General features: G+C 46.8%; 20 protein-coding genes. 9 read left to right on the plus strand and 11 right to left on the minus strand.

What is annotated here, in order from left to right:
- Positions 1-58 precede the first annotated feature (58 nt).
- Positions 59-2,395, minus strand: coding sequence for an ATP-dependent DNA helicase (locus V6W81_RS27370; protein WP_338540975.1), 2,337 nt, complete (start codon positions 2,393-2,395; stop codon positions 59-61).
- A gap of 156 nt (positions 2,396-2,551) precedes the next feature.
- Between V6W81_RS27370 and V6W81_RS27375 the strand changes: the two genes are divergently transcribed.
- On the plus strand, positions 2,552-3,049 hold the full coding sequence (locus V6W81_RS27375) for an antibiotic biosynthesis monooxygenase family protein (protein WP_285858988.1): 498 nt from the start codon (positions 2,552-2,554) through the stop codon (positions 3,047-3,049).
- A 387-nt stretch (positions 3,050-3,436) separates the two neighbouring features.
- Complete coding sequence (locus V6W81_RS27380) at positions 3,437-5,428, plus strand: LTA synthase family protein (protein ID WP_338540976.1); 1,992 nt, start codon at positions 3,437-3,439, stop codon at positions 5,426-5,428.
- Between the two features lie 237 nt (positions 5,429-5,665).
- On the opposite strand, the gene V6W81_RS27385 is transcribed toward V6W81_RS27380, so the two are convergent.
- The 4 genes from V6W81_RS27385 to cidR all read right to left on the minus strand — a co-directional run bounded on the left by V6W81_RS27385 (position 5,666) and on the right by cidR (position 9,060).
- Complete coding sequence (locus V6W81_RS27385) at positions 5,666-6,337, minus strand: hypothetical protein (protein ID WP_056701859.1); 672 nt, start codon at positions 6,335-6,337, stop codon at positions 5,666-5,668.
- A 63-nt stretch (positions 6,338-6,400) separates the two neighbouring features.
- Entirely contained in the window at positions 6,401-7,084 is a 684-nt protein-coding gene (locus V6W81_RS27390) for a GNAT family N-acetyltransferase (protein ID WP_338540977.1), read from the minus strand.
- Positions 7,085-7,116: 32 nt separating this feature from the next.
- The gene (locus tag V6W81_RS27395) at positions 7,117-7,974 is read right to left on the minus strand and encodes a carbon-nitrogen hydrolase family protein (RefSeq protein WP_145407126.1); all 858 of its coding nucleotides are present in this window, start codon (positions 7,972-7,974) and stop codon (positions 7,117-7,119) included.
- 201 nt (positions 7,975-8,175) lie between these two features.
- Positions 8,176-9,060: a cidABC operon transcriptional activator CidR gene (gene cidR, locus V6W81_RS27400; protein ID WP_056701854.1), complete on the minus strand. Its 885-nt coding sequence runs from the start codon at positions 9,058-9,060 to the stop codon at positions 8,176-8,178.
- A gap of 164 nt (positions 9,061-9,224) precedes the next feature.
- Here cidR and V6W81_RS27405 point away from each other — a divergent pair, with 164 nt between their 5' ends.
- From V6W81_RS27405 to V6W81_RS27425, 5 genes are all read left to right on the plus strand, one after another.
- The gene (locus V6W81_RS27405) at positions 9,225-9,596 is read left to right on the plus strand and encodes a CidA/LrgA family protein (RefSeq protein WP_307221066.1); all 372 of its coding nucleotides are present in this window, start codon (positions 9,225-9,227) and stop codon (positions 9,594-9,596) included.
- Positions 9,593-10,273 carry a CidB/LrgB family autolysis modulator gene (locus V6W81_RS27410; RefSeq protein ID WP_145044625.1) on the plus strand — a complete coding sequence of 227 codons (681 nt, stop codon included), beginning with the start codon at positions 9,593-9,595 and terminating at the stop codon, positions 10,271-10,273. The genes V6W81_RS27405 and V6W81_RS27410 overlap by 4 nt, the downstream gene beginning before the upstream one ends.
- A 105-nt stretch (positions 10,274-10,378) precedes the next feature.
- A complete protein-coding gene (locus V6W81_RS27415) occupies positions 10,379-10,897 on the plus strand; it encodes an AbrB/MazE/SpoVT family DNA-binding domain-containing protein (RefSeq protein ID WP_056701848.1) in 519 nt (172 codons plus the stop codon).
- 130 nt (positions 10,898-11,027) lie between these two features.
- Positions 11,028-11,723, plus strand: coding sequence for a Crp/Fnr family transcriptional regulator (locus V6W81_RS27420; protein ID WP_338540978.1), 696 nt, complete (start codon positions 11,028-11,030; stop codon positions 11,721-11,723).
- A 73-nt stretch (positions 11,724-11,796) separates the two neighbouring features.
- Positions 11,797-12,633, plus strand: a complete 837-nt coding sequence (locus V6W81_RS27425) for a DNA alkylation repair protein (protein ID WP_338540979.1) — start codon at positions 11,797-11,799, stop codon at positions 12,631-12,633.
- A 127-nt stretch (positions 12,634-12,760) separates the two neighbouring features.
- Here the strand turns inward: V6W81_RS27425 and V6W81_RS27430 are convergent, their stop codons facing one another.
- Positions 12,761-13,129 carry a DoxX family protein gene (locus V6W81_RS27430; protein WP_338540980.1) on the minus strand — a complete coding sequence of 123 codons (369 nt, stop codon included), beginning with the start codon at positions 13,127-13,129 and terminating at the stop codon, positions 12,761-12,763.
- 452 nt (positions 13,130-13,581) lie between these two features.
- On the opposite strand from V6W81_RS27430, the gene V6W81_RS27435 reads away from it, so the two are divergent.
- Entirely contained in the window at positions 13,582-13,854 is a 273-nt protein-coding gene (locus V6W81_RS27435; protein WP_145045172.1) for a winged helix-turn-helix transcriptional regulator, read from the plus strand.
- A gap of 224 nt (positions 13,855-14,078) precedes the next feature.
- Here the strand turns inward: V6W81_RS27435 and V6W81_RS27440 are convergent, their stop codons facing one another.
- From V6W81_RS27440 to V6W81_RS27460, 5 genes are all read right to left on the minus strand, one after another.
- Positions 14,079-15,083, minus strand: coding sequence for a Gfo/Idh/MocA family protein (locus tag V6W81_RS27440; RefSeq protein WP_145044627.1), 1,005 nt, complete (start codon positions 15,081-15,083; stop codon positions 14,079-14,081).
- A 67-nt stretch (positions 15,084-15,150) separates the two neighbouring features.
- Positions 15,151-16,809 carry a glycerol-3-phosphate dehydrogenase/oxidase gene (locus V6W81_RS27445; protein ID WP_338540981.1) on the minus strand — a complete coding sequence of 553 codons (1,659 nt, stop codon included), beginning with the start codon at positions 16,807-16,809 and terminating at the stop codon, positions 15,151-15,153.
- A 391-nt stretch (positions 16,810-17,200) separates the two neighbouring features.
- Positions 17,201-18,688, minus strand: coding sequence for a glycerol kinase GlpK (glpK, locus tag V6W81_RS27450; RefSeq protein ID WP_338540982.1), 1,488 nt, complete (start codon positions 18,686-18,688; stop codon positions 17,201-17,203).
- Between the two features lie 23 nt (positions 18,689-18,711).
- Positions 18,712-19,278, minus strand: coding sequence for a glycerol-3-phosphate responsive antiterminator (locus V6W81_RS27455; RefSeq protein WP_145044633.1), 567 nt, complete (start codon positions 19,276-19,278; stop codon positions 18,712-18,714).
- A gap of 222 nt (positions 19,279-19,500) precedes the next feature.
- Positions 19,501-20,250: a GTP cyclohydrolase II gene (locus tag V6W81_RS27460; RefSeq protein ID WP_338540983.1), complete on the minus strand. Its 750-nt coding sequence runs from the start codon at positions 20,248-20,250 to the stop codon at positions 19,501-19,503.
- 346 nt (positions 20,251-20,596) lie between these two features.
- Here V6W81_RS27460 and V6W81_RS27465 point away from each other — a divergent pair, with 346 nt between their 5' ends.
- Positions 20,597-21,871 carry an ABC transporter substrate-binding protein gene (locus V6W81_RS27465; RefSeq protein ID WP_338540984.1) on the plus strand — a complete coding sequence of 425 codons (1,275 nt, stop codon included), beginning with the start codon at positions 20,597-20,599 and terminating at the stop codon, positions 21,869-21,871.
- Positions 21,872-21,922 lie beyond the last annotated feature (51 nt).

Below are 21,922 nucleotides of genomic sequence, written 5' to 3' on the forward strand. Positions count from 1 at the left end.
GCTATGACAGAGCGTCTGTAAAGGTCCGTGTTGCCTCTTGATTTTGTTTCATCTCAGCTTACCTAGCCTTATTCGGATGAATTAGCGTGTAGTCTCTCCACTCCTCCGGCAACAGCGAATGATACGGTTCCTGCGTGAACCGGTCGTCGATCAATACCAGTATGCCGTGGTCTTGCTCGGTACGAATTAGCCTGCCGCCTGCTTGCAGCACTTTGTTCATGCCTGGAAAAATATAAGCATAGTTGAACCCTCTTCGCCCTGTGCGATCAAAATAATCCTTAAGCACATTGTTCTCTAGACCAATCTGCGGCAACCCTGCACCGACCACTACAACGCCGTTCAGTCGATCGCCAGGTAAATCCACACCTTCGGCAAATACGCCGCCAAGAACAGCAAAGCCCAGTCGAGTTCGCTCCGGATTCGGCTGGAACGCGTTCAAGAACTGACCCCGCTCCTCTTCACTCATACCTTGTTCCTGCATGACAGCATCCACCTGGCTCCCTGCAAACACTCGCATATACGTCTCATGCACTTCACGCATGTACGGATAGGAAGGGAAAAAGACCAATAAATTATGACGCGGGCGTTCAGTAACAAGTTGATCGAGTAGCTGAGCAATGGCAAGCCGTGATGCTTCTCGATCCTTGTAACGAACAGATAATGGCATGAGGCGCACGTCTAACTGTTCGCGAGAAAATGGGGAAGGCACCTGTAACGTATAGTCCTCTTCCCCTGCTCCCAGCATATCCCGGTAATAGCTCATCGGAGATAGCGTTGCTGAGAAATGCACGACGCTGCGGAAACCTTTCGCCGTCTGACGAAGCAGGGCGGAAGGATCCAGACAGAACAGCTTAATTCGCACTTCACTTCGCTCACATTCTGCATAAGTCATGAATCGTTCATCATACAACTTGGCAATGCGTAGGAAATTCTGAGCGGTGAAATAGCCATCCAGCAGCAATTCATCTATCTCAGCATGCCCCAATCCTCCTTCCAGGAGACACTGCTCAGCAGCCATCACAAACGGTTCGAGCAATTCAATAAGCTCTTCCGGCATTTCCTGGTTATACAATTTATCCTCATCTCCGCCATTCTTGCGGATGGTTAGAAGGTACGTATCCACACCACCGGCACGATCAGAGATGGCCTTAGCCGAAGGCACACTGCTGCCTAACTCTTTAAATTCTCTTTTTAGTTCAAGAAAAACAGACTTCACTAACTCAGCCGAGAACATATTCCGGCCACGATCCACTAGATTGTGTGCCTCATCCACCAGAACGACGGTTCTACGCTTCTGTTCCTCCAGCATTCGTTTCAGCGAGATCCGTGGATCAAAAATATAATTGTAATCACAGATGACTGCATCAGCAGCATAGGCTGCGTCGAGTGAGAATTCAAACGGACAGACGCGATGCTTGCGAGCATACTGCTCAATGACAGGGCGCGTCATTAATGTCTCATGTTCCAGCATGTCCAGTACTGCTCCATTGATACGATCATAGTATCCTTCGCACATGCTGCACTGTCCTGCATCGCAGGATTCCTCTTCTTTGAAACAGATTTTGTCCTTGGCGGTTAAGCTGATCGCATGAATGTTTAATCCCTGAGCCTGCATTCGTGCAAAGGCTTCTTCAGCGGTAGCCCTTGTTGTCGTTCTTGCCGTCAGGTAGAACAGTCTTTCCGCCTCGCCCTCTCCAATGGCTTTCACCGCAGGAAAAAGCACCGACATCGTTTTGCCAATGCCCGTTGGTGCCTTCGCCATCAACCCCTTGCCCTCACGGATCGTCTGGTACACGGCTCCTGCTAACTTCCGTTGTCCTTCCCGGTATTTCTGAAAAGGGAACCCCAGCGCGCGTACACTAACATCACGCTTCTCTTCATACGCAGCAATCATCTCTGCATAAGGAGCATATCCAGCGATAACCTCTGCAGCAAATTGCTCAAGCTCATGCCTCTCCATCATGCGCCGGAATCGTCTCTCTTCACTATTCACTGTATGCACATATGTTAATTGCACCTGCATTCTCGGCTCATCATTCACCCTTGCATACATATAGGCGTACATGATCGCCTGTGCCCAATGCACCGGAAGACCTTCACCCAGCTCATCCAGAGGACCCGCAGTGGACTTGATCTCATCCACCGTTAGCTGCCCCTCAAGGCGGATGATGCCATCACAGCGCCCTTCAACAACATAGGTCAGGTCACCATGTTGAAGTTCTGCCTCTAGCACCACTTCCTTCTGGTCTTCCTCGGTATACCCCTTCTGAACTCGCTGGTGAATTCTTGTTCCTTCCTGCATGGACGCATTGGTGCGGAATCCTGGACGGATACTGCCGCTACGATACACATATTCCACCAAAGGACGTACCGATATTCGAATAGTAGTTGTCATACGATCACCCGTTCTCATAGTATTCTCTATACTTTATCATAAATAGACACATCCTCGTCTATCCATAATTGGACTCGTCCTATTTCGATGTGCTATGTTGTGGAAGATATGACTAGGGCATATTGAGAAATGTCCTATAATAAGGAGGCCGTTACGATGTACATTTATTTGGTTCCTTCCCCTACTCCAGATGCTCTTGCTGCATATCCACACCTCACATTGCGCAGTGAAGATGAGGTTCGAATCGCACTGGAGTCATCCGAACGATTGATGAACATTGAATCCGATGATCATGTTGCAGCCTATGAGGCTTTTGATGCCGCAGGAAGCTGGACAGGCGGTGGATTTGCTGTACTGAATAATATTCCTGTGACAGAAGACGGACGCGGCGACTTCGAGGAACGATTCAAAAACCGTGCGCGCAAAGTGGAAGAAGAACCCGGTTTTGTCGGTATTCGTGTACTTCGTCCACTTAAGGATGACACATATGTTGTACTTACGCTCTGGCAATCCGAAGCGCATTTCAAAGGCTGGCAGGAGTCCCAAGCCTATAGCCATGCCCACCGTAACCGGAGCACAAGCGAAGGGCTTACGGCCCAGAAGCCTAACATGTTTCCGCGACCTTCCTTTGTGACCACATATACCATAACGTAACTAGAACCAGATATATATTACGTGTTGTCCTGATGACCTCATCCTATTCGGATGGGGTCTTTTTGGGTTATGTAGACCTATATAGATTGAACAAGGCAATTTACACGAGAACGAAGAGGACAGAAATAACATGGAGAAGTGGAGCGTTCGCCTGAAAGCTTTCTGCAAGAAAGCTACATCGGAAGCATAAGCTATCCCCGGATTTCCCCTTTGGAAAAGGAATTCAAAAAAATCTGGGGATAACAGCGATCGGAGGGTTGTTCTGTCATTGGAGTGGCCAATGTAAATATTTATAGTTCAACCTACATAGATCCTTTTTTTGACATAGCAACCCTCTAGATAGGATAATACTTGTTAAACGAAACTTCGGAAGGGAAGGCGGTACGTTTGTCACGCAGTTCACTCACCCGGTTTCTAAAAGGACCGTTTATATGGTTTACCCTGATTATGATCCTCAAAAGCTCGCTCGCCTGGATCGTCATCTTCGATGATATCCCGCTGTGGAAACCCTTGCTCACGGAACTACCCATGATCTGGGCTTGCTTCTGTCTGATTGAATGGTTTGCAGCCAAACGGCGAATGTGGTTATACCTCGGGCTTAATCTACTGCTGTCAGGCATCTTCTTCGCCGCGATTATGTATTACAAATATTACGGTGTCATCGTCAACTATCATGCCCTGGCACAGGTGAACCAAGTTACGTCTGTTAAGAGCAGCATGTTCTCTCTGCTTGACCCATATTATCTCTTTATTTTCACAGATATCACTATTATCGGTGGCTTGTTAATCCGTCGTCGTATGAAATTCGGTAAACCGGAGCACCCCGCTGAGAAGCTGGTGGAACGAAAGACGAGAAGGCGGATCGCGTCCGTTGTTCTAGTCATGTCACTCGTCATAGGCATGCTTAACATCTATCCTAACCGAGCGAGTATGAGTGAGATTACCCAAGCAGAACAGATGGGCATTCTCGGCTACGAAGCCTTTACCATTCTCGCAGATCGTCCAGATCAGCCTGTGCCCATCAACCAGATTACTCAAGATCGAATTGAGGAACTGAAGCAGACAACCGATTTGCCGGCGATCAATCTATCAGGAGCAGCCAAAGGTCGTAATGTGATCATGCTGCAGCTGGAATCGTTCCAGAATTTCCTGATTGGACTTCAAGTGGATGGACAAGAAATCACGCCTCATCTTAACCAGCTGGTAAGGGATAGCATGTATTTTCCGAATTTCTATCAACAGGTTGGACAAGGAAACACGTCAGATGCAGAATTCGTGGTGAACACGTCGTTCTATATTCCGCCTAATGGTGCAGCAGCTACCGTGTATGCAGACAAAGCACTACCTAGCCTACCCAAACTCATGTCTGCCAATGGGTATCAAACGGCTACTTTTCACACCAATGACGTCCGTTTCTGGAATCGAGATCAGCTCTATCAGGCTCTAGGCTTCGACAACTATTATGATATCAATTACTTCGGTACGGATGATACCATCGCCTTCTCTGCGTCAGATGATGTGTTATATGACAAGACGCTGGATCAACTAGAGGCTATGCAGTCCGCTGGCTCACCCTATTATGCTCATATTATTTCAATGTCGGCGCACCATCCGTATCATTTGCCAGACAGCAAGATTAGTTTAGAATTGCCTGCTCGATACCAAGATACGCTGCCTGGCGATTATCTGATCTCCCAGCATTATGCTGACCAAGCGGTTGGGGAATTTATTAATGAGCTCAAGGAACGTGGACTGTGGGATAATAGTCTGCTCGTGGTATATGGAGACCACCTGGGACTTCCCATCTATTCCTTAGATCCAGAGGACGAAGTGTTAATGGAAGAAATCTACGGACGAGCCTATACTTCTGTGGACATGATTAATATTCCGCTCATCGTTAACGCACCTGGCATCACCCCTGCTATGCAGTTGGAACAGCTTGGGGGACAAGTGGATATTTTGCCAACGATTGCGGGACTTACCGGAGTATCTCTACAAGATCAGCTTCATTTTGGACAAGATCTGCTTCGAGAAGGAGGAAATCTGCTGCCAGAGCGATATTACCTGCCTTCGGGTTCTGTCCTGAATGATACTTCCTTATTCGTTCCTGCTACAGGGTATGGGGATGGGATGCACTATTCCCTTGCAAATGTGGGTAGACATGATGCACCTCGGTGGAATATTCCGGGCGAAGATGAGTTCCATCGTCAAACGGATGAAGCTTCAACCACGCTAAGTGGCTCATCCAGCTCTAACGAGCTATCCTCTGCATCTTCTGCCGGATATGTAACCAAGGATCAATATGACCGCGCACTACAGCTTATGCACTTATCTAATAGTTATCTGATTCAGTTACATGAGCATCATGCAGCGCAATAGCTAAACAGTTTTGATACAGAGCTTATGTATAAGTGACCCTCCCTCCGTTCATGGGGGATGGGTTGCTTTTTTATTTTATAGAGCAAAGCCAGAGCTTCTTGGTATTCATTCATCCATTATTCTGCCTTTATCGAGGATTCCAGTGGAGAATAAATGATATTCATTTGAAAATGTAAAAAAACAAAAAATAACCCGAACCCTAAAGAGTCAGGGCTCAGGTTATTCAACTCAATACAATTACAAAGGCAACAATGGAACGGTTGTACGTGCAGACAGTTTGTCCACCATTTCCAGCCATTCCTTCGGTTTGTTCGGCAATACCGCATAGTAACGATTCAAGAAATCAGCTACGAGGCTCGCTGGCAGTTCACCTTGGTTCTCGTCACTTGGCATGAAACACAGATCGAGTCCGCCTACAGCTTCGCCATCTCCTTGCCAGGATGGATGAACGTAAGGGAAGTCCAAGCGTTGGTAACCGAGGTGTGACAACACTTCACGGCGAACATACGGATTCATCGGTTTTATGCCACCAAACTCATGATCCTGATCTAGATAAGGATTGTAAATCTCAGCAAACATACCGAATAGCTCCTTGCCATTTGCCGCTGCCAGACTCTTCAGATCACGCTCACGATGGCGTGCAAGGAAACTACCGATGCCCAACCCTTCACGGCCGATAATCGTAAAATCAGTCATGGCCACGTTCCAATCCTCGTAGTAGCGGTATTCTGTAGCGCCCACCACACTACCTTCATGAACAGCAACGAACACCCGAATACCCGGATCTTCCAGCGGCTCTTCCCAGAGCGGGAAGTCCAATACTTCCTCTGCCGGGAAAATCTCTTGCATTAGCTTGTGCATCTGGGCAAACAAAGGGTCTTTGATCGATGTTATACGCGTAAATTCCATAAAATAATATTCCTCCTTAATATAGATGCTCTCAGGCATCTTTCGTAATCAAAAGCGGACTTTTTAAACAACCTCTATAAATGGGTTGCTCCACTCCATTAATGCGGCGTAATCACAAGACTCTTCATCATCCAGATAGTTAGCAGTGACACCTACCGGCATACGCCCACAACGGAGCAGGAATGATATCACCGGATCATGCAGCTCTCCTGCAACGACTTGCTCCAAATATTGCTCAGCAGACATCTGCTCTGCCACGAGATGGTATCCCGGCATTCTGCCAGCACCGAGCAGTCGATCCATCCCTTGATGAATTACCAATTGATACATCGCCTGCATCATTAACTGGGCAAGCCCCCATTTGCGATACTTGGGACGAACGCACAGATCCACGATGTACAACGTATTACCATCGGGCTGATGATTACGGATATAACCATCATCTGTTACTTCAGTCCACGAATGATTGTCCGGTTGAGCCGGGTTCCATTGTATTCGAAGTGACGTCATGGACCCTGCAAGTTCCCCATCCACTTCAATACAGATGGCTCCGTCCGCATAATGCGCAACATGACTCGCCAGTTGTTCATGGTTCCAGAGCAGCTCCTCCGGGTAGGGTGGAGGGAAACTCTCTGCCTGAATACGGATCAATTCATCAAAGTCGGCTTCCGCATACGTACGAATGACCGCTCTCACTGGCCTGCGCTGGCGATCCGGGCCGGTGATTCGTATTTCTTTGTTATACATGCTGACCGACTCCTCCTCTCAGGCAGTTCAATCTATTCCCAATCGGTATACAGATCTGTACGGCGGTCACGCCACGTGGTTACTGAGCCACGCTCACGTACTTCATACAGCAAGTCAAGATCCAGATCAGCGGTTACGATCATATCGTTATTGATCTCACCTTCAGCCAGAATGCCGCGTGGTGGGAAAGGTACATCGTTCGGTGTAATGATTGCAGCTTGTCCATAGTTGGCACGCATGAAGTCTACCGTTGGCAGATTACCCACCGTTCCAGTCAGCACCACATAGACTTGGTTCTCTACCGCACGAGCATGGCTTGTATAACGCACACGGTAAAATCCATGACGGTCGTCCGTGCAGGAAGGACAGAAAATCACATCGGCACCCTTCGCCTTAGCCATACGTACGATCTCTGGGAATTCGATATCGTAACAGGTTAGCATCGCAATGCGGCCTTTATCCGTGTCGAACACTTCAAGTCCATCCCCAGCAGCCATGTTCCACTCTTCCACTTCTGTTGGCGTAATATGAATCTTCGCCTGGCGGGCGATACGACCATCTGGATAGAACATGTGAGCCGTGTTATACAGCTTGCCTTCACGGCGAATGACATGTGTCCCGCCGATCAGATGCATGCCATACTTGGCAGCGAGCGACGTGAACAGTTGCTCATATTGCTCTGTAAAGCTTGGTAGATCCTCAATAGTTAATGCATTTCCTTGTTCGTCCCCAATGGACATTAATTGGGTGGTGAAAAATTCGGGGAACAGCACAAATTCGGTTCCGAATTCGTCAGCTGTCCGTATGTAATGCTCTGCCTGTGCAGCGAACTGCTCAAACGAGCTAATGGTCTGTAATTGATACTGTACAGCGGATACCCGCAGTTTCATGACGCCACCTCCAAGATTAGTTGAATCCAATTCATAACGTATCAACATGAGTGCGATGTAACTAGCTATAGACAAACTGAACCGTTGTAATCTATATCTAGCCTTAATTGACGCTGCTGAAGGTATTATGAATTGGATTCTATTCTGCTCTCATTGTAACAACGAAATGCCCTAATTTCTATTTTCATTTGTACGAGCGCCCTACTTATTCAGCATGGACTTCGTGAACCCAATCCACTCCCTCGTGGCAAAAGAAAGATACCGATCCTTCCGCCAGATCATGCCAAGCTGCCATGGGATTACAGGCTCCGTCACGGGGATGATTCGAACACGCATATGATCGACCTCTCGGCAAATGGTCTCAGGCAGCAATGCTACGCCCAGGTTAGCTGCCACCATCGCACTGAGTAGATCCCACTGGGAGCTTTCATAGACAACCCGTGGCTGAAACCCCGCATCCTGACATGCCGCAATAATGCGATCATGTAACGCAAAGTCCTCTCGGAACAACACAAATGCGTCTTGCTCCAGTTCACGAAGCGCAACCGATGGTTTGCCCGCAAGTGGGTGTGTAGGATGCACCAACAGATTCAGCTTCTCTTTTACAAACACAAAATGATCCAAAACCTCATCCATCGTAGGCAAAACAGCCACTCCGATATCAAGCGCACCACTAATGACCTCAGCCTCAACCTTTTTCGCTCCGTCTTCGAATAATTGAATGCTTACTTGCGGATATGCTTTGTGGAATTCACCAATAATCATTGGAAAAAAGCTGGATCCAACCATCGGCGGTAGCCCAATCCGCAAATGTCCTTTCTTCAGGTTCATCAGATCATCCAATTCGGACGATAGACTGCGGAACGACTTTTCAATCTCCACGGCCTGACGGAAAAAAACATGCCCCGCATCTGTCAGTTGAACCTTTTTGCCATAACGGTCCAGCAGGGTTACACCTAACTCATCTTCTAAGCTTTTGACCGTCTTACTAATCGTTGGTTGTGTGATGAACAAGACTTCAGCGGCTTTGGTGAAGCTCTGTTGCCGAGCGACCTCTAGAAAATATTGCAAATGGCGGATATCCATTGTCTGATTCCAGCCTCTCATAGATAAATGGAATAGAAAACATTCTTAATATGCATTTTACTCATGAAAGGAAGCAATGTAAAATTTGTGTTATCAAAGTTATGTTTCATTTATTTTCATAAAAAACGAATGCACCCACGTTGATCATATAAGGAGGGATTCATGTGAAGAAATGGGGTCTCGGCATTCTCCAAGTTGCAATCTTGATGGCCTTCTCATTGCTCATGAACCAGCTTGCTGGTGCTCTCCATCTGCCTATACCCGGTTCAATCCTTGGTATGGTTGTCCTCTTCCTGCTGCTTCAGACCGGAGTTGTGAAGCTTCGCTGGATCGAGGTCGGAGCCGCCTGGTTGCTGGGTGAGCTACTATTGTTCTTCATACCTTCCGCCGTCGGGATTATGAATTACATGCCTATGTTAGAGCATGATGGTTTGCAAATTTTATTTATCGTACTGCTTAGCACATTTCTGGTCATGGTCTGCACAGGCCTCGTTGCCACTCGAATTGCCAAACGAAAGGAGCGTCACACCGGATGATTGGATTCCTCTGCTTGCTGTTAACTGTCGGAATTTACTGGATTGCCAAACGCATGTATCGCAGCCTGCCCAAGGTCTATCTGTCTCCGCTACTCATTACGCCGCTTCTCGTCGTTGGTGTACTGCTTGCAACCGGCACAGATTACGCTGCCTACAGCAGTGGCGGTAAGTGGCTCAGCCTATTATTACAACCTGCAACGGTTGCCTTTGCGGTTCCGCTTTATACCTTTTTCCATATTCTCAAAAAACATATTTCCGAGATTGTCTTCAGTGTCATGACAGGCTCTGTCGTTGCCGTTCTCTCATCTGCTCTGCTCGCCAAATGGATGCGTCTTGATCCGGGGCTGGTGCATAGCCTTATCCCAAGATCCATCACCACGCCGATTGCCATGAATGTCTCGGCTACGATTGGTGGAATTCCGGCAGTGACCGCCGTATTCGTGATTATCACAGGGCTACTTGGCGCGACTATGGGGCCTTCGATCGTTAAAATGCTTCGCATTGATGGGGAGATTGCTCGCGGAACACTGCTTGGAACCGGTGCCCATGGAACGGGAACCTCGAAGGCATTTGAGCTTAGTTCCTTGACTGGAACCATATCAAGTATCTCCATGGTGCTTGCTGCGTTGTTCACTTTAGCCGTTGCGCCTATTCTTTCCAGTCTTATTTTCCCATAATAGATGGAATTATCCCTATTTTTTGAAATATTATTGTTGTATTAAAGCCCTTTCTTCCTTACAATAAGGACAGGTTTTAATTGCTAATATTGCGGGGGAGATGCGATGAAAAGAACCGGAATGAAGAGATCTCTGGACCGCCTTGGACGAATTGTCCTTCCCAAAGAAATGCGGGATACGATGGAAATCCATATCGGCGATCCTCTCGAGTTTTTCATTGAAGGGAAAGAGTTGATTTTGAGAAAGTACAAATCAACATTGTGTATTTTTTGCGGTGACGTGGATACGGAAATGTATTTCAAAGAGCAATTCATCTGCCGGACTTGTGCAATTCAATTAAAACACCCAGATGACACTCCCGACTGGTTCGTACCTCAGAACAAACAGGCTCCTGCACCCGTGGAGCGTCCTGCTGGCAAACCTGCTACTAGCTCATCTTCGGAATGGGAAGAAGGCCAAGCAGCTACAGGAACCGAATACCCGGATCTTCGTCCGAAAACGGCACGTATGCTGCAACAAATGAAGGAAATCGTTGAACAGAATCCAGGTTTGGCCCAACAGCAAATTGCCGAGAAGTTAGGCATTAGCCAAGGACGCGTCTCTCAGCTCAAAAAACTACTATAAATATAATGCATATATTATTAATATTGTTTGGAGACCTTCCGATTCCGGAAGCCCGTTTGCAAGAGAACCCGTTGATTACTGTGGGTTCTTTTTTTTGATTAATACATCCTATGGATTGGAAAGGAATCGTATGGATAACATTCAATATTTATCTCAATTCAATCTCATGGCCTGCCTATCTGAATCCGATCTGATTGAAATGGACAGCATGACGTCGATCACGACCCTCCCCAAAGATACATTAATACAAACTCCCGACCAGTTTAAAGAAGGGTTCTATTTTGTGAAAAAGGGAACCGTCCGTCTATACACAAATAATGTAGAGGGCAAGCAGTTTACATTGGATATGCTGGGTGAAGGTAACGTGTTTGGAGAAATGAATGGCATTTCACTTGGCACTCGTATGCTGTATATCGAAACGACGGAGGAATGCGACATATGCCTGATGAACAGGCAGCGATTTGAAAAATTCCTTATTGAACATCCCCGATTTATGATGAACCTAATGAAAGTGCTGAGCGAGCGTATCCAAGACATGAGTGAGTTGACACAGAAGTTCGCACTGGGGACTCTTCATGATAAAATCATGCATAACCTCATTCGGCTCACTGCTCAGGTTGGATCAAGCGAAGAAGGCGAATACTGCCGAATGAATTGTGCCATCACTCATCAGGAGATCGCTTGGATGGCGGGAGCCAGCCGTGAGTCCGTTACCGTTGCGCTTCAGGAGCTTATGAGAGCAGGCCGCATTCTTACCGGATATAAGACTATATCGGTACATCGCGAAGAAATGGCAGCCCACCATCATAGAGGATATCATTTGTAAGGTGCATTACATCTCTAATCCTCCACACAATGTATCGTGTAGAGTAACTACACACTTTTAAGGAGGTATTGTAATGAACCACAATACAGTTCAGCCTGTAACTGAGGACATTCTTTTGCGAAAGGGTGCACGCACAGCCAAGGACATCCCGAAGCATGTCCTTCAGCTATTACAAGCTGGGCAGATTGAATCTGTTAACCTGACGGAATGGCTGGCGGTTGATCACCTGCTCTTATTTCAGCAGATTATTGTTGAATGGAAACTACATAACGAAAGCCATGAAATCATTGAACAGTTAGCTCGAATGAAGGAGCATCGTACGATGAAGATCATTCCCGCTATTGCCAGTGGATGGCTACAAATTATAAATAAACAAGATCTTCAGGACCGATCTTCTCTCTTCACCGCCCTTGCCAAGCATCGCTCGGATGGTGTACGTTGCTGGGCTGCATATGTCATTGGACTGGATTCTCGTCTGAATCTAGCAGATAGATTGGAGCGAATTACCCCCTTTGCAGCTGATCATCATTTTGGTGTGAGAGAAATCGCCTGGATGGCTGTTCGCTCACCTGTCACCGCCGAGCTGTCAGAAGCATTAGAACTTCTCGCCCACTGGGTAACCCATCCAGATCCACTTATTCGACGATTTGCCATAGAAGTGATAAGACCGCATGGTGTCTGGTCTAAACATATCCAGCAGCTAAAAGAGCAGCCTGATCTCGCCGTCCCCCTGCTGGAGCATGTCAGGTCAGATCCAGTTAAATATGTACAGGACTCCGTCAGCAATTGGCTGAACGATGCCAGCAAGTCCAACCCCGATTGGGTTCGTCTGGTATGTAACAACTGGGCCGAGCAATCGGATACTAAGCATACACGGCGTATCATTACACGTGCACAACGCAGTCTATAAACTGAGCCATTCACCATCCTTGTGATTAGCCTTTGCAGTGGACGGTTCTACGGACATAAATCAAAGAGAGGATTGCTGTAAGATAAACAGCAATCCTCTCTTTGATATGCCTATACAGAATTAAAGGTTAAGCCTGTACCGCTTCAATATCCGTATCTTCCATCTGACGCAAACTCACAATCAGAACAACAATATTAGCCACCAGTAGCACCGCTGGGAAAGGAATAGCCCCATATTGTCCATAGATCAAATGGCTTCCTACAGCTCCGATTAGGATAAACGTCAGTGCACCTGAAGTCAGAACCCGGCTACGTGGAATTAATAAACCAACCGCGCTCAGAAGCTCAACGCCACCGATCAGATACATGGTCCATTTTGGATAAGAGAAGCTATCAAAGGTCTGTACCATCATATCCGCACCCACAACCTTGTTATACCCTGTCATTACAAATACACCTGCAAGCACAACCAATAAAATGTAACCTAAAATTCTCATATGTATGTTCCTCCATTTTTATATGTCGTGTTGAATGTTGTACTAATCGTACTTCAATCTAAAGGTTTCTCCGTCTTCATTCTATGTAAAGGTTACCGAGGTAACTCTATCTTTCGCTTCAGCTAAAGGTGATCCATCCCAGCATAATTTATATGTATACATACAATACAGACTAAAAATCATTAACTTACTTTTATGAAGTGAGTATATAATAATAAGATTATTTAATCAAGTAATTTTTTGATAAATAGTGTATAATACGTACAAAAGGTATGTTACAGTATTATTAGTAGTAACTTGCGTTGACTTGATTGTCCTTTATTTTTGTTAGAGTGGCAGAGAGCCAATTCTTTATATACATGAACTATGTCATCAATCTTCCTTGAATCGAGGTGAACACGTTGAAATTGAGAAAAGTGAAGTCGCCAAGTCCCTGTCTGATCACACAAGCCATGGATATTATCGGTAAGAAGTGGGTGCTGTTGATCATGTATCAACTCTTATCCGGACCCAAACGGTTTACCGAGCTTGAAGCGGAGATGGCTATTAGCGGAAGACTATTGTCCGAGCGTCTGAAAGAGATGGAGACGGAAGGCATTGTCACAAGGCATATGTATCCTGAAATTCCTCCTCGGGTTGAATACGAGCTGACACCTAAAGGCAAAGCCATTGAGCCCGTCATTAACCAGATTTATGGATGGTCGTCTGAATGGTTGAAACGATAGCATCATCCCGTTGGTTAAATCAGCTTCTCCGTTACAGCAATTATCGTTATGAGTTTGCTTAGTGATTGGCTGAATGAATATGTGTAACACAAAGACGCCTGACTGCGGCTAGATCCTTGGATCACTTCCGCTGTCAGGCGTCTTTCATTACCTTTATATTCAACAATGTCAGTTTATTAGTACGTAGAAAATATGAGTTACACTTTACCGAGTTTTAATGCTCTTTAATGAGAAAGCTCCTTCAAGGGCTGCAATTTCACAGGCAATCCAGATTCGGCTGACGCTAATGCTGCGGTCGTAATCTCTTGGGTGCGACATGCATCTGCATAATCGGAGAGAATGCGTGAACGATCGCCTGTGCGAAGAGCGTGGATGAATGCTTCATTTTCCCGTTCATATGGATTATGCCCCGCTGGAATTTCTTGTCCAGCCATTGCATGACGAGCCGCACTCGGAAGCAGAAGACGTTCCGGTGTCCAATCCCACACACCTGCTTCTGTATAGAATTGTAGCCCTGCTCCGCCCTCACCATCGGGTAGTAAGCAAGTATTTGCAATGCTGGCAATCGCACCACTCTGCAACTTGATGGATACATTAGCTACATCCGATACCGTAACATGGTCGTGCTTCTCATGCATAATACGCTGCGCGGCAACAGCATACACCTCAGTCACTTCACCCGCGCAATACCGTAATAAATCCACAATATGTGTAGTCTGTTCTACGAATTGACCACCAGAACCCTCTTGTCTACGCCACCAAGCCACGCCAGGCATACCGCCCATCCAGCGTCCAAGCGCCATACCGACTGTCTGCTCTTGGATCGCTTCCCGTAGTACCTGAGCTGCCTCCTGGTATCTGAAGTGATAGCCTACAGAGGTTAGTAACCCCGTATTTTGTACCTGTGACAACACCTGTTTGGGGATATCCATGCCGGTGCTGAGTGGTTTCTCCACTAGGAATGGGATGTTACGACGTATCAGTTCAGCTTCTATTGAGCCATGAGACATTGGAGGCACACAGATGTAGACAGCATCTAGCTTTTCCCCATCTAACATATGCTCTAGCTCACCATAACCAGTAGCATCATATACGGAAGCCATTGCCTCCGCTTTCTCTTGTGTTGTGCCAAGAACGGCAGCGACACGTACACCTTCCATTCTTGCCAGAATATCTGCATGAACCTTACTGAACCAGCCTGTTCCAATGATTCCGATCTGCAATGTCATGGATGTATCCCCTTTCTAAATTACGCGCTTACATGTTCCATTCGACCCCCAGTGTCGAAATCCTGCCTTACTTTTTGCCAGATGCCTCCAGCAGCAAGCGATCCAGTTCCTGTCTGTATGCTTCTGTCTGTTCATCTGTCCACAATAAACGTTCGCTCATATAACGAATAACAGCGATCTTCCACTCTCGGACCTCGTTAATACGGAAAAATAAATCTCCTGTTCTCCTTACGAAGAAATCGGCAGGAGTCACCGTCATCTCTTCTTCTATTGCATACTTGAGCATTAACAACAGCTCCGGTGGTAACCCATGCCACTCGGCTTTTGTCCGTGGAGCCGGCATCCGATCATAGAGAGCGTCCACATTCGAGCCATAGGTACGTGCCAGCCGTTCAGCCGCACGACGCTCTAAACCAAGTGCAACGCCATCCTTAATCTTACGTTCTGCATAGGACTCGAATCCAGCAGACCCGCCCACATCGCCTCCAGAGATCGGCATCTTTTTGGTCAAGCATGCCTTAACCGATTGACCTGTTTCCTTCTCCAACTGCCGGGCAGCCAAATCTACGACCATTTCAGCCATTTTACGATATCCCGTTAGTTTGCCTCCAGCAATCGTAATCAGCCCTGAAGCCGATACCCAAACCTCGTCTTTACGAGAAATTTCAGAGGGATCTTTACCTTCTTCATGGATAAGCGGGCGCACCCCTGCCCAGCCAGATTCTACATCCTCTGCACGAATGCTCATCTGAGGGAACATACCGTTGATCGCATCGATGACGTAATCTCGGTCAGATTCAGAAATCAATGGATGTGCCGGATCATCCGTATAAACGGTGTCTGTTGTGCCGACATAAGTTTTGCCATCTCGTGGAACCGCGAATACCATCCGTCCGTCAGGTGTATCAAAATAAACCGCCTGCCTTAACGGAAATCGTGAACTGTCGAACACTAAGTGAATGCCTTTGGTCATCTGCAATGTCTTGCCTTCACGTGAACCATCCGCCTTACGCAGCTCATCCACCCATGGACCAGAAGCATTGATGACCTTGCTTGCCCGAAGCTGATAGGTCTGACCATGAATCTGATCCGTCGCTTGGATGCCGATGATTTGACCATTTTCTTTAATAAACCCGTCTGCCTTCACATAGTTCACAGCCTGTGCCCCATAACGTACCGCTTCCTTCAATACCTCGATGGTCAGCCTTGCATCATCTGTGCGATATTCAACGTAAAGTCCGCTGCCTAACAGTCCCTCTTTACGCAATAAAGGCTCCATGTCTGCTGTTGCCCCGGCATTTAACATCTTGCGCCGTTCGCTATACTTCACCCCAGCTAATCGGTCATACACCATCAATCCGAGGGAGGTGCTGAATCGACCAAATGTACCTGCCGTATAGATTGGCAACAACATCGGTTCCGGTGTGGTCACATGCGGTCCATTTTCATAAACGACGGCTCGCTCACGACCTACCTCAGCGACCATCTTCACTTCAAACTGCTTCAAATACCGTAGACCGCCATGAACCAGCTTGGTGGAGCGACTGGAGGTTCCCGCAGCAAAATCCTGCATTTCCACAACGGCTGTCTTCAATCCACGAGAAGCTGCATCTAGTGCAATACCCGCCCCCGTGATGCCACCTCCAATGACCAAGATGTCAAAATGTGCATTCGCCATGTCTTGCAAATATTCCGTACGATTCATCGCTGAGAAAGAAGTCGTCATCCGTTACACTCCCATTCATTCCCTATATTTTAGCCGCAAAAGAACAAAAAAAAGACCACGTCATTCGCTACAGCAATTGCTGAGCGGTACGTGGTCTCTCCCGATCTCCAGACATCATTTTTTAACTTGTAACCCAATCCTATCACACATTTTGAGTGGCGTGAAGTCCTGAAATGACACATTATTCAAAAAAATTTTAAATTTTTCATAATGACAAGGATGGATTTTCAATCTGATCCACTAAGGCTTATCTTTTCCTAATTGTGGGTATATGGTTTTAGTTACACAGGAAGATATCCCCTGTAATTTATGCATCATTTTCCACCATTAAATCTCAGCTTATCCATATGTTTAATGATAAAGTGCAAATACCCTTTTTGCCTATTGCCACTCATTTAAAAGCCATTGCTGCTGCAACCGCACGCTGCCAACCTGCATATAGCTCGTTTCGTTGCTCAGGTGCCATCACCGGTTGGAATTCTCGCTCCGTGTTCTCATGATCCTTCAATTCCTCCGTGCTATTCCAATAACCGACAGCAAGCCCTGCCAAATACGCTGCACCTAATGCGGTCGTTTCATTCACGGTAGGACGTTCGACAGGAATGCCCAGAATATCACTTTGGAACTGCATTAAGAAATCATTGGCTGCCGCTCCGCCATCTACTCGCAATTCATTTACTATAATTCCTGAATCGGTCTCCATTGCAGCAAGCACGTCTCTGGTCTGGTAGGCCAGTGCTTCAAGCGTAGCCCGGATAAAATGCTCTTTCGTCGTCCCACGTGTCAGACCAAATACGGCTCCCTTCACTTCACTATCCCAATAAGGACTACCTAACCCAACAAAGGCAGGCACCATGTATACACCATCCGTCGATGGAACACGCACAGCATAATCCTCACTATCTCGAGATGAACGCAGCATTCTAAGGCCATCCCGCAACCATTGCACTGCTGAGCCTGCAACAAATATGCTGCCTTCTAAGGCATACTCTACCTTACCATCAATCCCCCAGGCGATCGTTGTAATAAGTCCATGATCGGATTGCACAGGCTCTTCACCTGTATTCATTAACATGAAGCAGCCTGTGCCGTAAGTGTTTTTCATACTGCCCTTGGTGTAGCAGCCCTGACCGAATAACGCTGCCTGTTGGTCACCTGCCGCACCTGCAATGGGAATCTTATGACCGAAGAAATGATATTCTGTCGTGTATGCATACACTTCGGAGGATCCGCGGACTTCCGGCAACATCACCTTAGGGATATCTAGAATATCCAATATTTCCTCATCCCATTGTAATTCATAAATATTGTACATGAGTGTACGTGAAGCGTTGGACACATCGGTGATGTGCGTGCCTCCGCTAAGTTTCCAGATCAGCCAGCTATCAATCGTGCCAAACAGCAATTCTCCCCGTTCCGCACGCTCCCGTGCACCAGGCACATGATCCAGAATCCACTTCACTTTAGTTCCTGAGAAATATGGATTAATAAGTAGGCCTGTTTTGCGATGGAAGAGATCGCCTAGCCCCTTCGTTTTTAGCTCATCACAGATCTCAGCTGTCTGTATGGACTGCCACACAACTGCGTTATAGATCGGACGCCCCGTTTCTTTGTCCCATACAACGACCGTTTCGCGTTGATTCGTGATTCCAATGCCAGCAATCTGGGCTGGTTTGATTCCACTTTCCGCGAGGCATGATGCCATAACTGCTAGGATGGAACTCCAGATTTCATTCGCATTTTGCTCAACCCACCCGGGCTTAGGAAAATATTGCGGAAACTCCTGCTGAGCACTATGCACAATCTCTCCGTTCCGGTTAAACAAAATGGCTCGGGAACTTGTTGTCCCCTGATCCAGCGCCATGATATATTTTTCCATCGAAACGACCTCCTATTTAATGACTATGTAAGCGATTCCCCAAAATGACGGATCAAGTCCGTATTGGACGTCGTAACAGCTGTTGCTCCGGCTTGCAGTGCAAGCTCCACCTCGTTAGCCGAACGAATTAATCCACCCGCAATGATCGGTATGCCTGTTCGCTCAGATACCTCCGTAATAATATGCGGAATAATGCCGGGCAGCACCTCTATAAAATCTGGCTGGGTCTTCGTCAGTAAGTGATAGCTCTTCTGCAGCGCATTGGTATCGAGCAAGAATATTCGCTGAATGGCCGTAATTCCTTTTTGCTTCGCTTTCTGTATAACACTTGCTCGTGTTGAGATCAGCCCTGCTGGGCGAATGTGCTGGCATAGATACTCCGCAGCGTACTCATCATTTTTGAGTCCCTGGATCAGATCAGCATGCAGCAATATTTGTTTGTCTCGCCGCCGTGCTTCATCCAGCAAGCTCTGAAGCTGCGCAATATGGGTATCTAACATTACCCCATATCGATATGGCCCTTCAATCATCGCTTCAAATTGCTTCATACTCTTGGCAGCTGGCAAAATACGCTGTCCCTGAAAAGGCATGCGGCTCCCCCTACGTAAATCAGATGCCTATATTGTATATTCCATGCTCTGTTAACGGCAAGCTATGCATGTTGTTCAGACCCAAAAAAAGCTGCCGTCCCCCTCACGAAGAGGGAATGACAGCAGCAGTAATCCTAAACTCACTTTACTCTAACGATAAGCATTCCATCATTGGAACCCTTGCCGATCATTCCAAATACGGCACCAGCCAAAACGTAAACGTTAAGCTTGTGCGTGCGGAAGCAGCATATCTACATCAGCCAAGTGACCAGAACGGCTCACTTTAGTTTGCAAATACTTTTCGTTAAAGGCTGAACGATCGCCCCACAGCGGAACACGTCCACCCACGTTTAATCCTGCCTCTTGCAGTGCAGCAAGTTTACGAGGATTGTTCGTGATCAAGGTAACCGGTGTTGAACGAAGTGCACGCAATACAGCAATGGCATCATCATAATTACGTGAATCGTCAGTAAATCCAAGTTGCAAATTCGCATCGACCGTATCCAAGCCTTCTTCTTGTAACAGATAAGCCATAGCTTTGCTGAACAGACCAATACCGCGACCTTCATGGTTAGCAAGGTAAAATAATGCGCCCGCACCGTGAGCAGCGATCATCTTCATGGATTGTTCCAGTTGGAAGCCACAGTCACAACGTTTGCTGCCAAAAATGTCGCCCGTATGACAGATGCTATGCATCCGAATCAAAGCTTCTTGTGCTTCAGCGAAATCACCGTATACCAATACACTGGATTGTTGACGCTCTGCAAGCTCCGCCGAGGCGAGTGATTCAATCAGTTCGCCACTTTCCATCGCTTGGTCAGACTTCAACCAGCTATACCACTGGAATGTGTGTGTCTCTCCATCCAGGTTGACCGGAAGCTTAATCGGTCCTACGAGGTAAATGAAGTCTTTTCCACTCGGAAAAGTCTGAATTTTAGGGGCAAGTAGCTTTATAATATGTGAATTAATCATGATCGTTCCTCCTGTTAAGCCATCTCATCGTATTTAGTCATTCGTAACAGATCCCAAAATGGATCACTCGAAAATTATACAGTACGTATCTATATTTTTGTTATCATCATTAGTTACTTTATGTAAGTTAGTTTAGAATAAAAATTATCATGTGTCAAGTAACTTTTATATTTAAAGTAACTGATAAAAATAAGTCCAATGAACTTTCCGAATAACTTCTTATATCGTCACAAATTATTGTTTCATTCGAGGAATATTGGGTATGAGTTTAGAAACTACTCATACACTTATGTTGTAGTCCAAAGTAACATTATGCCTTGAACATATCGATGAGGGGGTTATGCACATGATCCGCCGGAAAAGAACATGCTGGGTAGCTGTCATCCTGGTCTGCGTCCTGCTGGTGAGCGGATGCTCCATCTGGTCGGAACCAAGCGATTCAGCGAACAACAAAAAGGTAGCACTTACATTGTGGTATTGGAATCGTTCTATCGACGACAAGCTGATTGCCAAGGCCAAAGAGAAGTTCCCTAATATCGAGCTGACTGCTCAGAAAATTGGCGGTGATTTCAAAGCCAAGCTGAAGACGACACTTGCTGCACGTTCAGGCGAGCCGGATATCGTAGCCCTAAACGATTGGATCATGGAGCTTTTCCCCAGTGAAGATCGCTTTTATAATTTGTATGACCTTGGCGCAGGTGAGATAGAAGATCAATATTTAGAGTGGAAATGGAAACAAGGCGTCACGCCAAGTGGACAGATGATTGGGTTCCCTATGGATACCGGACCGACCGCTCTATTTTATCGAGCCGATCTATTCAAGGAAGCTGGGCTTCCTTCAGAACCAGAAGAGGTTGCTCGTCAATTGGATAGCTGGGATGCTTACGCTGCAGCGGGAGAGAAGATTAAGGATGCATTCGGAGGCAAGGTTTTTCTGACCGATAATATTGGAAGCGTTTACAACCAAGTGTTGTCCCAAGGTACCGAACGTTACTTCCGACCTGATGGTTCATTTATCGGCATGGACTCCCCTCTCGTACGCAAAAGCTGGGATACTGCGGTAGCCTTCAAGCAAAAAGGACTGCTCGCCAATGCAGATGGCTGGACTCCAACCTGGAATGCAGCGATGAATAATGGTGAGATTGCCTCATTTGTCGGTGCGGTGTGGATGAAGCAGGTGCTGCAGGAGGCTGCTCCTGATACAACGGGTCAATGGCGTGTAACGCGAGCACCTGGCGGTGATGGTAATAACGGCGGCTCATTTCTATCTATTTTAAAATCCAGTAAACATCCCCAAGAAGCATTTGAACTTATTCGCTGGCTGCAAAGCCCTGAAAATCAACTTGAGCAATACCAAACGTTAAACTTGTTCCCATCGGCACCGGGGGTATTTGATCAACCGGCTATGAAGGAAGAAGAGCCTTTCTTCGGTGGGCAGGCGACAGGGCCTGTATTTGCTGCCTCAGCACAGCAAGTTCCGGATGCTTTTTTCGGGGAGCGTTATCCATCAGTACACAATATTATTACTCGGCGGTTGAATGACATTGCCAAGCAAAATAGTGATCCTCAGCAAGTGTGGACAGATACGGTACAGCGCGTTGAACGAGAATTGCAGCGATAGATTTGGCTCGGTTCCGTTGACCATGTTGATCAATGTTGAAGTAACATTAAC

Origin of the sequence: Paenibacillus tundrae (genome assembly GCF_036884255.1) — a bacterium.
In the GTDB taxonomy this organism is placed as follows: Bacteria; Bacillota; Bacilli; order Paenibacillales; family Paenibacillaceae; genus Paenibacillus.